Below are 14,166 nucleotides of genomic sequence, written 5' to 3' on the forward strand. Positions count from 1 at the left end.
CGACTCCGGCGTGCGCGAAGAATAAACCCCTGTCACGTTTTGTACAATTGCCGGGGATGATTCCGTCCTCCTACGCCGCACTGCCCTTTCCTGCGATTGCGTTCGAGACGCGGCCTGGGACTTCACCATCCCAGCCGGAATAGTCCCCCATCCCGGCGGTTAAAGAAGGAGACCTTCAAGTGACGCAAACCCATACCAGCCGAAGCTTGAAGGTGGGGCTCATGTTGCCCCAGACCGATGGCATGCGCGGCGCTGGCGTGCGCGGCTGGTCCGAGGTCAGCGCTATGGAGAGACTTCGCCGAAGACATCGGCTTCGACTCACTGTGGGTGGTCGATCACCTGCTCTACAGACTGGAAGGAGAAGAGCAGCCCAGGGGCGTCTGGGAGTCGTGGCCATTTCTCTCTGCTCTGGCGGCCATTACCCGACGGGTGGAACTGGGAACCCTGGTGCTCGCGATGGGCTGGCGGAATCCTGCCCTGCTGGCGAAGATGGCGGACACGGTGGACGAGATCAGCGCGGGCCGGCTGATCCTGGGCCTGGGTTCTGGCTATCACCAGCTGGAATACGACTTCTCTGGCTTTCTGGAAGAAGTTGGTGTGACCGTAATGAAAAAGGTCGGCAACGGCGTCTACATAGGGGAGACCCTCGAGATCAAAGACTTTCAAATAGCCGGTGTGCAACGACGATACATAACGACTGCCCAGGGACATCGTCTTCTTGTGGTCAGGTGGAATAAAACTATGATCGGTCATCTCCAGGACATCCGATTCAAATGTACCGGTTATTTCGGAATCCCCCAGTCCGGGCCATAGCGTTGCCTGAGATAATCTTCGGGAGGATTAGGAACCAGAAACGTCTCGCCAAGAAATTTGATCTCCTTGAGTTCCGTGTGCAGGCTGAGAGATATTTGAACAACGGGCCACTGATAAATATTGTCTCCAATAATTCGATAACAGTTCCAGTCGATCGGCACATCATATTTCCTCATCTCGACCTCGAGACCGATCTCGCTGACGATCACGTTTGGGTCAAATCCTTCTTGACTGAATAGGTCGACCGCCTCGTACATTCGCTCTTCGGTAAGACCGCGCAACCCAATCACTGAGCCCACATCCAGATCATCGTCCCAAGTTATCAGGGAGTCGTCTCTCACTGCCCCAAGACAGGTTCCATGGCGCAGGAAGAACACGATACCGAGTTGATCAAGAACACACTTGGTTTCTTTCAATACCGTCTCCGCGACGGTCCTGTCCATAGGTTCAAATACAGAAGCTTGCATGCGTAGTAGTCTGCTTAGGTCGAAGCACTCCGATAACAGTCAACCGATAACTAGACTCTCTGAGGCATCAGAGCGATTGCCTTCTTCAAATATTCCTAATTCCCATCAAACCATCGTAGGATTATGCCCGCTGGCGAACCCGGAACAGTGTTTGGAAATGAACCTTTTTTTACAGAGAATAATCAGCTGAAATGGGAAGATTCCGGGTGTTTGTTATTTGATTGACAAATACTCGTCGAGATTATTGGGTTTCTTAATCTGATGGTGCCCGCATTCATCAAGCAAACCCAGCTGCTTTGCCCCGGTGTGACTCACGCCTTGGAGTTGAACCATTCGCGGGTCGCTTTCGACTGGGAGACCTCCACTTGCGGGTGGTGCACTCAGATTTTCCAGCCTTGTCGGTCGGCTGGGATGCCAGCTCCGGAAGCGGTTGCAGCGGAATTTCCTTCCTTAACAATCGCTGGATATCCTTGAGCAGCCTTACCTCATCAGCCCCAACCAGCGATACCGCTTCACCCTCTTCACCAGCACGACCCGTACGGCCAATCCGGTGCACGTAATCCTCCGGTACGTTGGGTAACTCATAGTTGACGACATGAGGAAGGCGATCAATATCCAGACCTCGGGCGGCAATATCCGTGGCTACCAGAACACGCAAACTGCCTTTCTTGAAACCGGACAGAGCCCGGGTCCGGGCAGCCTGGCTCTTGTTGCCGTGAATGGCAGTGGCATCGATGCCTCGGCGCACCAATTGTTCGGCCAGGCGGTTAGCACCGTGCTTGGTGCGGGTGAAGACCAACACCTGGTGCCAACGACCCTCGGTGATCAGTTGAATCAACAGGTCGCGTTTAGCTGACTTGTCTACGCGATAAGCGCACTGATTGACAGTCTGGGCTGCAACAGTGTGACGCTCGACTTCAACCATTGCCGGTTTGTTCAGCAATGAATCGGCCAGCCGCTTGATGTCCCGGGTATAGGTAGCAGAAAACAGAAGATTTTGACGGTGTTTCGGTAAGAACCCCAGCACCTTGCGAATATCATGAATAAAACCCATATCGAGCATTCGATCGGCCTCATCCAGCACCAGGATCTTAATGGCGGATAAATCGATGCTGCGCTGACCGACGAGGTCCAGTAGTCGGCCCGGGGTTGCAACCACAATATCGATACCCCGTTGCAGTGCCGATTTCTGCGGGTTGATGCCGACACCGCCAAATATTGCCGTGGATCGAAGTCGCAGATGTTTGCCGTAAGTCACTATGGCGCTTTCTACCTGGGCAGCAAGCTCGCGGGTAGGAGCCAGCACCAGCGCCCTCGGCGATCTGCCGTTGAACGCTCCAACCGAGCCGTTGCTCAGCAATTGCAGCATTGGCAAAGTAAAGGCCGCAGTCTTTCCGGTGCCCGTCTGAGCGCCGGCAAGAACGTCTCGACCCTTGAGAATAATGGGAATGGCCCTCGCCTGGATCGGCGTAGGGCTTGGATAACGTTGCGCCGTAACGGCGCTAAGGAGTTCGGCCCGCAGGCCAAGTTTTGAAAATGACATCAATAATCCTGAGTAAGCCTGCCGGTGGTGTCACCAGACCGGTTAAGGCGGTAATAAATGGAGTAATCGAGAGAAGTCTTTCTGGGAGGGAGACAACCACAAGACAGCGGCGAACGGCCTTGGTAGCGCGCTGCTGGCTCCGCAGTCTAGTCAGGTTAGCTGTAAAAAGATAGGGCGGCCAAAAACAGCTTAGCAGGATAAAGACCACACCCTGTGCCGTTCATCAACGAAACGGTCGCCGGGCCCGGCCTATGAATATTTGTTTTTGTGCGTCTTTTCCCGCTATCTGAATATTCAGATCCCTCGGGTTTTTCCTGGTTGAATATTGAATAGAACGACACTGATGTCGTTTTCCTAAAGCGTAAAGGTCGCCCAGGCGTTGCCGAGCAGCGTGCCGTCACGCTGAAAATCGAGCTCGATGTCGACCATCCGGTTATTGTCCTGTTCGTATTTCCGCACGACCCAGCCGCGATACGCCAGCACATCTCCCGGAAACTGCATCTCGACAAACCTGCACTTGAACCGGCGGATGTTCTCAGGCCCGAGCCAGTTCACGGCATAGGTGGCCAGTGCACCGCCGTGCAGCATGCCCATCGAGTAGATGCCGGGGTATCCGCAGGCCCTGGCCGAACCGTCGTCGTGATGGGTCGGGCCATCTTCTCCGGAGGCATACTGGTAGGCGACAATGTCGGTGACGGTGAGCGGTGGCATCACGATACTGCCCGGGCCTTCACCCTCGCGCAGTGCATCCCAGTCCTGAAAACCAACAGCGTTGAACTGATCGCGTGGATCGCCTTTCATGAAGTAGGGCCGGTCTCTGATCCGTGCCTCATCCAGGCTCTGGACCGGAGAGTGTGAGGTCTTGACGTTCCACTCGAACCAGTCGGCCACATGGCGACCGCCAGGCGTGTGGAACCGTGTACAGGTGACATAGATTCGAAGACGCCCGCCGCGCCTTCCCTGTCTTTCCTTGAAGTCATGCATGTGGGTCGACGCCACGAGCGGGTCACCAGCCCGCGGTAGGGGGCCGTGAAAAACGAACTCCTGCCCGCCATCGGCGCAGGTCGTAAAATCCTCGTCGATCGAACCAAACGCTGAGTCTCGCGGGGCGCGCGCAAGAATGTACCCGTAGAAATAGCCCGCCATCATCAGGAAAGTCGGCGGTACAACAGGCTTGCTTTCCTCGTGGTAGGCTGGATGAAAGGCGTAGATCGACTTTGCGAACTGCCGGATACGACCTCGCTCCAGATCCACGTCGTAGACCGGCCCCTCAAGGCCGATAATCGACTCGTCAGGCTTGATGCGCGCCATGCTTTTCCCTCCCATTCAGAACAACGCGTGCGTCAACTGCCAGCGCACCCTGTTCCATTGCCATCACCGGGTTGAGGTCCAACTCGAGGATGTCGTCCCGGTCGTTGCCGAGCCAGCTGATGGAAACAGCCACGCGAGCCAGGGCGTCGAGATCGCAGCGCGGCTTGCCCCTGGCACCGGCAAGGACAGAGAAGCCCCGCAGTTCCTTGAACATGCCCAGCGCTTCGGGTTCTGTTACGGGACAAAGCCGCAGGACAAAATCTTCCAGCACCTCCGTAAAGATCCCACCCAAACCGACAAGAACAACCGCACCGAAGGTCTCATCGCGCTTGAGCCCGATAATGACTTCGGCAAGGCCCGGGGTCATTGTCTCCACCAGCACCCGCTCCGGTGTCACACTGCCGGCCGCTGCGGCACGGGCTGTGACCTCTGCGTAGGCCTTTTCAACTGCTTCGTCACCCGCAACACCCAGAACCACACAACCGCTGTCACTTTTGTGAACCACATCCGGCGCCGCCGATTTCAATGCCACCGGCCCGTCCAGTCCGGCAGCTGCGCTGACCGCCGCGTCGGCGGATAAGACAACTTGCCAGTTTGCAAATTCGACCCCGCAGCCCGAGATCATCTGCCGGGCTGAGACCAGGTCCATGACCAGTGGTGCGGTCATGACCGACAGCCGGTGAACGTTCTCACCCGACCCAGCCAGGCCAGTGCGGGCTCCAGGTCGCTGAAGACATCCAGCCCTGCCTGCGAACCCAGACTTGTCAGTGCCGAACGGTACAGCGTTCCGGTCGTCTGTCCACAGTCGCCATTGCGCAGAACCACCGTCAGCGGCTTGGCGACACAACCCGCAACGTCCCTGATCGCAGCACAGACGGCTTCCAGATGCGCCAGGTTGTCATCACCGAACAGATCAGAAAAGGCGATGAGATTAAGATGCAGAAGGACCATCCCGACCTCTGGGTCGGCCGCAGAAGTCTCAATCAGCCGCGCGAGTTTGGCGGGATCGGTGAAAAGCCGGTCGACGGGCATCTCGATCGGATTGTCGATGCCGCCGAAGACTTTGGCAGCAGGCTCCAGCTGTTTCAGGGCAGACAGCGTGCCGGGCCCGAGCCGGGCAACGGAGAGACCCGCTACAACCAGCGCATCGCTGATCAGCACCGAGACGCCACCGCCGCACCCGATCACCATTACGCCATCGCCCGATCGGTTGCGGGGCTGCAGTTCAGCACTGGACCAGGCCTGCAGAGTCACGAGCAGGTCATTCAGCCCAGTCAGCTCAATCACGCCGGCCTGGCGCATCATGGCCTGCCAGACGTCATGTTCGCCCGTCATTCGTCCGGTATGCGATACCACAGCCTGCGCTCCGGCCGGGGTCTGTCCACCCTTCAGCACCAGCACCGGTTTGTTCCGCGCAAGCCTTTTCAGTTCTTCATAAAGCGCCCGGCCGTTGGAGGTGCTCTCGATGTAGAACACCGCGATCCCCGTTTCGGGGTCATGCCGGCAGTAGCGCACATAGTCCGGCCAATCGAGGTCAGCGCAGTTGCCGACCGAAAGCACCTTGGAGAATTTGACGCCCCGAATCTGGCCCTGGGCCAGAACATCCGTGCAAAGGGCTCCGCTCTGCGAGATGAAGGTCACCGGACCTGGATCGAAATGACATCCGTCAGAGAAGCACAAACCGTGTCCGGCGCTGTAAAGCCCGAGCGAGTTCGGACCGATCAGCGCACTCGCGCCGCCCGCAAGAGCCTCAACAAGCGCGCTCTGGAGTCCCGGGCCCTCGCCGGAGACTTCGCCAAACCCGGAGGAAAGCACGTGAACAACGGGAACTTTGCGCGCAACACAGTCCCGGACCGCATCGACGGTGTGCTCCCTTGCGACCAGCAGCTGAACATAATCAACCTCGCCCGGCACATCGCGAAGCGATGCGTAGCACGGTTGTCCTTCGACTTCGCTTCGTGCCGGATTGACCGCAATGAGTTCACCGTCGAACGGGCCGTCCAGCAAGCGCCGGAACATGATGTTGGACCATTTTCCGCGATCCGACGAGACGCCGGCAATCACCATTCGCCTGGCCTTAAAGGCTCGGTCAAGAAGAAGCGGGTCACGCTGTGCGTGGCTTACTTCCGATGATTCTTTTCTGACTACTGTGCTTTCCATTCAACCTGGTGACGGCGAGTTCAGCACCGCCCGGGTGACCGGGCGATACCCTGCAACTGTTCAGATCGTCAGCACCGCTTTGCCTGGGAAATTCCGGGCGATCAGCCCGGCCGCGGTCTCGCCGATACTGCTCCAGCTGCCGGTCACGGGCACGTGCGTCACCAGCCGTCCGTCGGCCAGCAGCTGCAGCAGGCGGTCCAGACCCCTGGTCGCGTATTCGATCTCGCTTTCCCGGTACAGGTAAAACCCCTCGACCCTGCCATCGCCGGTAAACATCAGGTCCCTGATGGCGAGCGGGGTCGTTGGGCCCGCACTGACCCCGTAGAGAATGGCCCGGCCACCTTCTTCCAACTCGGCAATCAGGCTGGCGAGCAGCGGCCCACCCACCCCGTCGATGATCGATCGGAACCTGCCCTGATCAGCAATGCCGGCCGCATGTTCGGAGACCACCACTTCCTGCACACCGGTCCCGCGCACCATGTCGGCGTAATCCGGCCGTCGCAGGTGGGCGACGATGTGCCCGCCCATCAGAAGACCCAGCTGACAGGCGAAGTAGCCGACCCCGCCACTGGCGCCCGTGATCAGGACCCGGTTGCCGAGAATCCGCTCACAGCGCTCGAGCGCATAAAGCGCGGTGAGCCCGGCGACCGGCAGGGTCGCTGCATCCTGATCGGAGACCGTGTCTGGAATCGCCGCAAGGTCGCGGGTCGGCAGGGCCACCTGTTCCGCCCAGCCCTGCATGCGCCGGGAAAATCCCACCACCCGAGTGCCTTCGGGCGGGCCGCTGCCATCCCGGGCCGCGCTCTGAACCACGCCCGCCAGGTCCCAGCCGATCTGCATGCCGGCCTCTGCGGCCTCGGCACGGCGGAGCTCGCCCCGGTTGAGTGAGATGCTGGTAACAGCGACCAGGGCCTCGTTCGAATCGGCCACGGGCGCAGTGACATCCCCGATCTCCAGGCACCCCGTCACGGCCGGGTTTGCAACGACTGCTTTCATTTGAGGTCTCTCCTTCTGTGTTATCCGGTCATTGAACCACTTCAGTGACTACCCTGCCCCAGTTAAGCACCTGGTTGCCAGCAACGTAGCTCGCGCCGAGGACCCGACCCGTCTCCAGCTCACCGAGGGTGTCCGAGCCGCCTGACGCAAGCCGAAGCAGACCTTCCCCCCACAACGTCTGCCTGTCCGTCATCAAATGATTTGGCATCACTGGTAGGCTGATCTACAGGAGGGTCTGGCTCATTTGGTTTGTCATGTTATGCGGCGACCTTGCGGTGATGCAAGCGCCTGGTTTGGATAGTCTTTCGTTTGATCCTTTCTCTTTATTCCAAGATGGCCTGTCCCCGTCCGAAAGGGATTTTCTGGACCTATTCGGATACAACTACACCTTCGGGAGGCAGAAGTCAGGGGTTCAAATCCCTTCGGGCGCGCCATAATCTCCTGTTTTTACGCCATTTTTAAAGCCGCCGGATCTACACTGTGCTGTAAATCCGACATTTTCCACCGCTTGATGCAGATGATCCGGTGCGAGATGAGCATACTTCCCGGTCATCGTGATACTGGCATGACGAAATTGTTTGCTACTTGAAGATATCATCTCTGCAGAGCAACTACGCGCTGGATGCGCTGGTCGGAATTCTAGACCCATCAGCATAACCTACGCCCCTGGAGCGTGATGCTTTGTGCGCAAGCCGGTAGCTTGTGTTAGTTTTTCGACAAAGAAAGCAATAAGAGATAACGGAAATGCACAATAAATATATCGCATTGATTCTGGGCATTGCTCTGGTTGCGCCTGGCTTTGCTTCCGACCTCGGCAAGGAGCAACGCTGGCGCGAATAGCGCATGAGAATCTTATTTACCGTGACATCGGACGTAGCCTGGAAAAGCTGGCGCTCCATGTCGGCTTCGGTCACCATGATCCACTTTTTGGCGACGCTGTGTGAGGTGGAGCCCACTCCAGTCCATTTGGGTCACATTCGCGCGGGATCGAAGTGCATATGTGATTGATTTAGAATTGACTTCACCAAGAGGTCATCAGAGAACAGAACCTTGCAACAGCCAAACCATAAGGGCAACCATGAAACAGTCGATTGGCGCCCAGCCCACGATGTTCGTAAGGATTTAGGTACACCCCCCCTGTACGATGCTAACTCTAATGACATTGCTACTTTTCGAAATGATGGTGTAATACTCCTCCGTGGTGAATTTTCAGATTGGGTTAATCAACTTCGAGCCGGACTGCAGCGTACACTTGATAACCCTGAAGACTACGCTTTTCCCTGCGAAAGTGTTGGACCAGATGGCAAGGGTCGCTTTTTTGACAGTTACTGCAACTGGCATCGTATCCCAGAATATATCGAATACATTTCATCGTCCTCTGTCGCATCGATGGCGAGCCAGTTTATGGAGTCGGAGTCAGCTCAACTATTCCATGAGCACGTGTTCTATAAAGACGCCGGAACCCAGACGGCCACACCATGGCATCACGACCTCCCTTATTACTGTGTAGATGGCTGGCAAAATGTCAGTATCTATGTGTCGCTTGACTTCACCCCAGCAGATACCGCAGTGCGCTTTCTTGCTGGTTCTCATCGGCAAAAGCAACTCTATTACCCTCGTCATTTTCTAGATGGCTCGGATTACGTACAGGACGATCCAGACATGACTTCAGTTACTCCCTTAGAAACAAGCTTCGAGGAAGTGGATGTACGCAGTTTTGAACTAGAACCTGGCGATACTTTGCTTTTTCATTTCCGTACCCTGCATGGTACAACCGCGGCTGAAACGAAAAGTCAGCGCCGAGCTATTTCAACACGCTGGTTGGGCGACGATATGGTCTACTATGAACGGCAAGGTGAAACGTCCCCTCCACTTAGCGATCTAGGTGTAACACCAGGGATGCGGATGCCCGAGGATTTGTTTCCCATTCTGTGGCCAAATCGATAGCTAGGTAGGAGCTCTGTCTCTAGGTGTGCTGAAACTGGGTCTGTTCCAGTCCTCTCCATTCTATTCAGGTCCGTTTGCGTGGAGTCGGAGCCTGTTATTTAAAGGGTTTGTGGACTGTTGGTGAGCAGCGCTCAGCCTTCACCGGGCAGGGTCGATATTCGCAGCCTGAATTGTGGAGCCTTGCTGCACTGATTGTCATTGCGGGTCGTTTAGTGATTTCTTCTGGGTTCACATTTGTTGCCTGGTTTGTTTTGCCGCCTGTCGTCCTGTTTTTACTGGAGAGCCTGTGTCGGCCGCTCAACTTTCCGGCATAATTCACTCACCGCCCGCGGTCATCTGGCAGTTCGCATGACCACCACGGGCTGTCACATCTCAATTGGTTGTCTTTACCATGCTGAAAATTACTGATCTTACCTTGCGACGTGGTAGCCGCCTATTGTTGGAAAATGTTGAACTTGATGTGTTCCCAGGTCAGCGTATGGGTCTGACCGGCGCTAACGGCTCTGGCAAGTCCAGTCTATTTGCCGTCATTGCCGGGCGCCTGGAGGCGGACCAGGGCAACGTGACATTGCCTCGAGACACCCTGATTACCGAGGTGTTACAGGAAACTCCCGACTCAACCCGCACGGCCATCGACTATGTTATTGATGGCGATCAATCTTACCGATCTCTTGAACTCAAGATTGCACAGGCGGAACTCGACGGCAATGGCACTCTACTAGCAACCCTGCATAGTCAGATGGACGACATAGACGGGTTTCGAGTCTCAGCTCGCGCCGGCCAACTGCTGCACGGATTAGGCTTTACTGCAAAAGAACAGAGCCAGAGTGTGGATACGTTTTCTGGCGGTTGGCGCATGCGCCTTAACCTCGCCAGCGCACTCATGACACGGGCTGATTTGCTATTGCTTGATGAGCCTACCAATCACCTGGATCTCGACGCCATGGTCTGGCTGGAACGATGGCTGACTAGTTATGAGGGCATAGTGCTCGTGATCTCCCATGACCGGGAATTTCTTGATCGCTCAGTCACCCGCATTGCTCACATTGAGGACCGTACGATTCAGGTCTACGAAGGAAACTACAGCCAGGCGGAAGAACGGCGAGCCGCATGGATTGAAATTCAAAATAAACAACACCTGCGTCAGCAAAAACAGGTTCGCCACATACGATCCTATATCGATCGATTTCGTTACAAGGCCTCAAAAGCAAGACAGGCTCAAAGCCGCCTGAAAGCACTGGAGCGCCTGAAGATTATTTCACCAGTTCATCAGGAGAACGCGTTTGTCTTCGAGTTCGAAACACCGGACCACTCTCCACATCAACTGGTCGACCTCAAGGGAATTAATGCGGGTTATAACGAGGTTGTCTTATCAAACGTCAACTTTCGCCTGTCAGACGGTGATCGCATCGGCTTACTGGGAAGAAATGGCGCTGGCAAAACCACCTTAATGAAAACCCTCGCAGCCCAACTCCCTCCTCTTCAAGGAGCATACACCGGCGACTCCAAACTGCGTATTGGCTATTTTGCCCAACACCAACTAGAACTGTTGAATCCACAGTGGTCGCCCCTTGATCATCTAACAGACCTCTCGCATCAACAAACCGACCGTTCCTTGCGTGCGTTCCTTGGGCGTTTCGGGTTCTCGGGTGACGCCGCGACGGAACCTGTTGCGATCCGTTCTGGGGGGGAGAAAGCCCGTCTGGTACTCGCGCTAATTGTCTACCGCAAACCCAACCTGCTGCTACTGGACGAGCCGACTAATCATTTAGACATACAAATGCGCGAGTCCATCTCATTCGCACTTCAGTCCTACAATGGTTGTCTGGTCGTCGTCGCCCATGACAGACACCTGCTACGGCTAGTCACTGACGAGCTCTGGCTGATAGACGATGGCACTCTTCGCCCCTTTGACGGCGATCTTGATGACTATGTGAACTGGCTCCGCCATCGACAAAAAGGAACGGGCAAGCTCATCGATCGTCAAATGGATGGAGAAAGCAAAAAAGGAAAAGATATCGGTATAAAATCCGAGCAAAACACTCGACCGTCAAAACCTACCCGACAAGAAAGGGCCAAACAAAGAGTAAAGGTCAAACCGCTACGCGACAGTCTTGATAGGATCGAAAAAGAAATTGACAAGGCAACCAAAGTACAACAGCGACTTGACCAACAACTAGCTGATCCGGAGATCTACAACGAAGCCAATCGAAGTCAGTTACGTGAATTGCTGTTCGACCAGGCGCGAAACGCACAGCTTCATCAAGAGTTGGAAGGCCATTGGCTCGAGGCCTCGGAATTACTGGAACAAGCAGATGTCCCTGCCTAGTTACCCCGACCGGGATTCCCAATATTCGATCACAAGAGCCCCTTAACATCTTTTCTTGGGTCTGCTGTTTTTGGTGACTTCTGCTCGGGCAAGATCTGGGGTATGCGTTATGACGGTACTTCAGTGACCTACAATCTCCTCTTGGTGGTCTCGGGGCTAGATATCACCTCCTTTGGCCAAGATTTAGCGGGGGAAATATACATCCTGTCCCAAAACGCCGGCATCTAATAGACTTCGTTACTCCCACGACATGTTGACCAAATTATTAGTCAAGTCATCGTAACGGTCGGCGATGCAAAGTTCCCGCATGATCGCAGCGATCGCCGAGCGGCTGTTGCAGCCTTGGAGCATGATATGGATTTAGGTCTCAAAGGCCAGTCAGTACTGATTACCGGAGGGTCCCAAGGGATCGGCCTCGCAACTGCACGGGCATTTGCCGCCGAAAGCTGTAGTCTTCATCTCGCTGCAAGAACTAAGATCGATCTCCAAGCAGCGAGGGACAGCATCGTCGCTGATTTTGGGGTAGAGGTGACGATTTATAGTCTCGACTTGAGTCTAGGGGCGAATGTAGAGCAGCTGGTCAACGATTGTGGCGATGTCGACATTCTCGTTAACAATGCCGGTGCCATTCCAGGTGGCACCATTGAGGAGATCAATGAAGAACGATGGCGTACGGCCTGGGAATTGAAGGTATTTGGCTACATCAACATGATGCGTGAATGCTATAGGATGATGAAAAGCCGCGGCCGAGGTGTCATCGTCAATGTCATCGGCAATGCAGGGAATCAAGCTCCGGCCGAGTATGCAGCCGGTGTTTCCGCAGATGCGATGCTCGAGGTGCTGACCCGAACGCTGGGTGGAGACAGTTTGGATCATGGTATACGAGTTGTGGGCGTCAGTCCTGGCGACTTGCTTAACGAGCGTGGCATCATGTTCCTGCGTCGCCAGGCCGAAGAAGAACTGGGTGACCCGGAGCGCTGGAGCGAACGACTCGCGGAGTTGCCCGGTGGACGTGCCGGTGCATCCGAGGAGGTCGCAGATGCGATCGTGTTCCTAGCCAGCCCACGGTCGAACTACACCAGCGGTGCCATCCTGACTATCGACGGTGGAGTCAGTGCACGGCGGGCTGTTATGTAAGTTAAGAATCACGACAACACCCGATGTACGCAATAAGTGATGGCTGAGAACTTTATAGTGCTAGTGGGGTGTTGGGAGCAGGATATGTCATCTATGTTAATTAGATTTAAGGAGGAACCCCGATGTCTAGATATATAACTTTAGGAACCTATACCAATGAAGGTGCTGCCGGACTCGTTGATGGTGATTCTGATCGTAGGGCAGCGATGGAAGTTGCACACAATAGCGTTGGAGCCAAATTGGTGGACTATTACATTACCCGTGGCCAATATGACTTTTGTGTCATTGCCGACGCCGATTCATTTGCAGTAATCGCTGCCATGGGCTTAAAAGCCAAAGGGAGTGGAGCTGTTGATAACTTAGTCACTTTAGAATCAGTCGACATTGAGGAGGTACGCAGCGTCGCAAAGAATGTGCAATTTACGCCACCAAGCACCTGACCATTATCAGCGCCCTACACCGTAGGGCGCTTTTTTATGGACAAATATCTACCCCAATTGCTCCACCATTTGTCTGTCTTATGCAACCCGTCAGCATTAGTTGGACAGAATAGTCTGATTGTCTAAGAGAGAATTTTAATTCATCGTTAACCGAGAGAATTAATGATGAATACGAAGAGGCGAGCCCACAAAGGCAGTGCTGAGAAGACAGTCCGTGACAACCGCCGTGCGACCCGCAGACATTATTCTGCAGAAGATGAAGATCCGTATTGTATTAGAGGGTCTACGCAGTGAAGACAGTACTGCCGAATTGCGCCGGAAAGAAGGTATCAACCAGAATCGGTATTACCGCTGGTCGAGGGAGTTTCTGGAGGCCGGCAAGAAACGTTTGGCTGGAGAAACCGTTCGCGAAGCCACATCCGATGAAGTCAAGGATCTGCTTCTTTCGAGGTGGCAACAAAAATCGGAGGTGCATCAATGCGTGTGGGGATTGGTCATCTATTGGGAGTAAAGAGGAGCGACTGCGATCATTCCCAGTTCTATGACGCCGATTATTACTAGTGTTTTACGCCATATCCAACCACTCTTTCTTATACTGAGAAACAAGTAAGTAATACCGACGGCAAAAATCTCAAACATCCAGAACATTATTAAATTCGGGTGGAACATTACCGCTGTGAAATTTCCATCAAGCAATGTGAAAATTGCTGTTACGATCATGTTAAAGATTTAAAAAACCGTCTAGAAGCCTTAGTTTGTAAACAACAATGTACAAAATAAAGGCGACTATACATCCGATTACTAGATTTCTTCCGAACCTTTTAAGAGCTGCTTCTTTTTGTTCCTTTGTTACTTCTTCCATGATGATGAGTTTTTGGCAGTAGGTTGCTTAGGTCTTTTATAACACTGTATTGTTTAGTTCGTCTGTCGTACTGGTAGATTGCTACCGCAGGGAGATGTGCTCCTTTAATAGCTTTCTTTCCTGCACTACGATCTCGTTCCTCCTTAATTGTAATGTATCAG

At 54.5% G+C, this 14,166-nt stretch carries 12 protein-coding genes and 3 pseudogenes; 6 read left to right on the plus strand and 9 right to left on the minus strand.

The genetic code is table 11. From position 1 onward, the window contains the following. Window positions 1–237: 237 nt before the first annotated feature. Complete coding sequence (locus MK323_01550; protein ID MCH2480851.1) at window positions 238–813, plus strand: LLM class flavin-dependent oxidoreductase; 576 nt, start codon at window positions 238–240, stop codon at window positions 811–813. Here the strand turns inward: MK323_01550 and MK323_01555 are convergent. The 9 genes and pseudogenes from MK323_01555 to MK323_01595 all read right to left on the minus strand — a co-directional run bounded on the left by MK323_01555 (window position 783) and on the right by MK323_01595 (window position 7,945). Then, window positions 783–1,256 (minus strand): LicD family protein, encoded by a 474-nt coding sequence (locus tag MK323_01555; protein MCH2480852.1) that lies wholly within the window; start codon window positions 1,254–1,256, stop codon window positions 783–785. The two genes, MK323_01550 and MK323_01555, sit on opposite strands and share 31 nt — an antisense overlap. A 463-nt stretch (window positions 1,257–1,719) precedes the next feature. Beyond that, window positions 1,720–2,823, minus strand: a pseudogene (locus MK323_01560) (DEAD/DEAH box helicase). A 354-nt stretch (window positions 2,824–3,177) separates the two neighbouring features. Beyond that, the gene (locus tag MK323_01565) at window positions 3,178–4,149 is read right to left on the minus strand and encodes a MaoC family dehydratase N-terminal domain-containing protein (GenBank protein ID MCH2480853.1); all 972 of its coding nucleotides are present in this window, start codon (window positions 4,147–4,149) and stop codon (window positions 3,178–3,180) included. Next, window positions 4,115–4,801, minus strand: coding sequence for an acetate--CoA ligase family protein (locus tag MK323_01570; GenBank protein MCH2480854.1), 687 nt, complete (start codon window positions 4,799–4,801; stop codon window positions 4,115–4,117). The genes MK323_01565 and MK323_01570 overlap by 35 nt, the downstream gene beginning before the upstream one ends. After that, a complete protein-coding gene (locus tag MK323_01575) occupies window positions 4,798–6,294 on the minus strand; it encodes a CoA-binding protein (GenBank protein MCH2480855.1) in 1,497 nt (498 codons plus the stop codon). The genes MK323_01570 and MK323_01575 overlap by 4 nt, the downstream gene beginning before the upstream one ends. A 60-nt stretch (window positions 6,295–6,354) precedes the next feature. Continuing rightward, on the minus strand, window positions 6,355–7,290 hold the full coding sequence (locus MK323_01580; protein MCH2480856.1) for a zinc-binding dehydrogenase: 936 nt from the start codon (window positions 7,288–7,290) through the stop codon (window positions 6,355–6,357). A gap of 28 nt (window positions 7,291–7,318) precedes the next feature. Continuing rightward, on the minus strand, window positions 7,319–7,483 hold the full coding sequence (locus MK323_01585; GenBank protein MCH2480857.1) for a hypothetical protein: 165 nt from the start codon (window positions 7,481–7,483) through the stop codon (window positions 7,319–7,321). 64 nt (window positions 7,484–7,547) lie between these two features. Then, a pseudogene (locus MK323_01590) lies at window positions 7,548–7,643 on the minus strand (pyruvate, phosphate dikinase). A gap of 59 nt (window positions 7,644–7,702) precedes the next feature. Then, the gene (locus MK323_01595) at window positions 7,703–7,945 is read right to left on the minus strand and encodes a hypothetical protein (GenBank protein ID MCH2480858.1); all 243 of its coding nucleotides are present in this window, start codon (window positions 7,943–7,945) and stop codon (window positions 7,703–7,705) included. Window positions 7,946–8,340: 395 nt separating this feature from the next. Between MK323_01595 and MK323_01600 the strand changes: the two genes are divergently transcribed. From MK323_01600 to MK323_01620, 5 genes and pseudogenes are all read left to right on the plus strand, one after another. Further along, window positions 8,341–9,237, plus strand: coding sequence for a phytanoyl-CoA dioxygenase family protein (locus MK323_01600; protein ID MCH2480859.1), 897 nt, complete (start codon window positions 8,341–8,343; stop codon window positions 9,235–9,237). Window positions 9,238–9,628: 391 nt separating this feature from the next. Next, entirely contained in the window at window positions 9,629–11,566 is a 1,938-nt protein-coding gene (locus MK323_01605) for an ATP-binding cassette domain-containing protein (GenBank protein MCH2480860.1), read from the plus strand. Between the two features lie 354 nt (window positions 11,567–11,920). After that, complete coding sequence (locus tag MK323_01610; GenBank protein MCH2480861.1) at window positions 11,921–12,703, plus strand: short-chain dehydrogenase/reductase; 783 nt, start codon at window positions 11,921–11,923, stop codon at window positions 12,701–12,703. 122 nt (window positions 12,704–12,825) lie between these two features. Further along, window positions 12,826–13,143, plus strand: coding sequence for a GYD domain-containing protein (locus tag MK323_01615; GenBank protein MCH2480862.1), 318 nt, complete (start codon window positions 12,826–12,828; stop codon window positions 13,141–13,143). 165 nt (window positions 13,144–13,308) lie between these two features. Further along, window positions 13,309–13,582: pseudogene (locus MK323_01620) on the plus strand (transposase). Window positions 13,583–14,166: the final 584 nt, after the last annotated feature.

Source organism: Gammaproteobacteria bacterium (genome assembly GCA_022450155.1).
Classification (GTDB): Bacteria; Pseudomonadota; Gammaproteobacteria; order Arenicellales; family UBA868; genus REDSEA-S09-B13.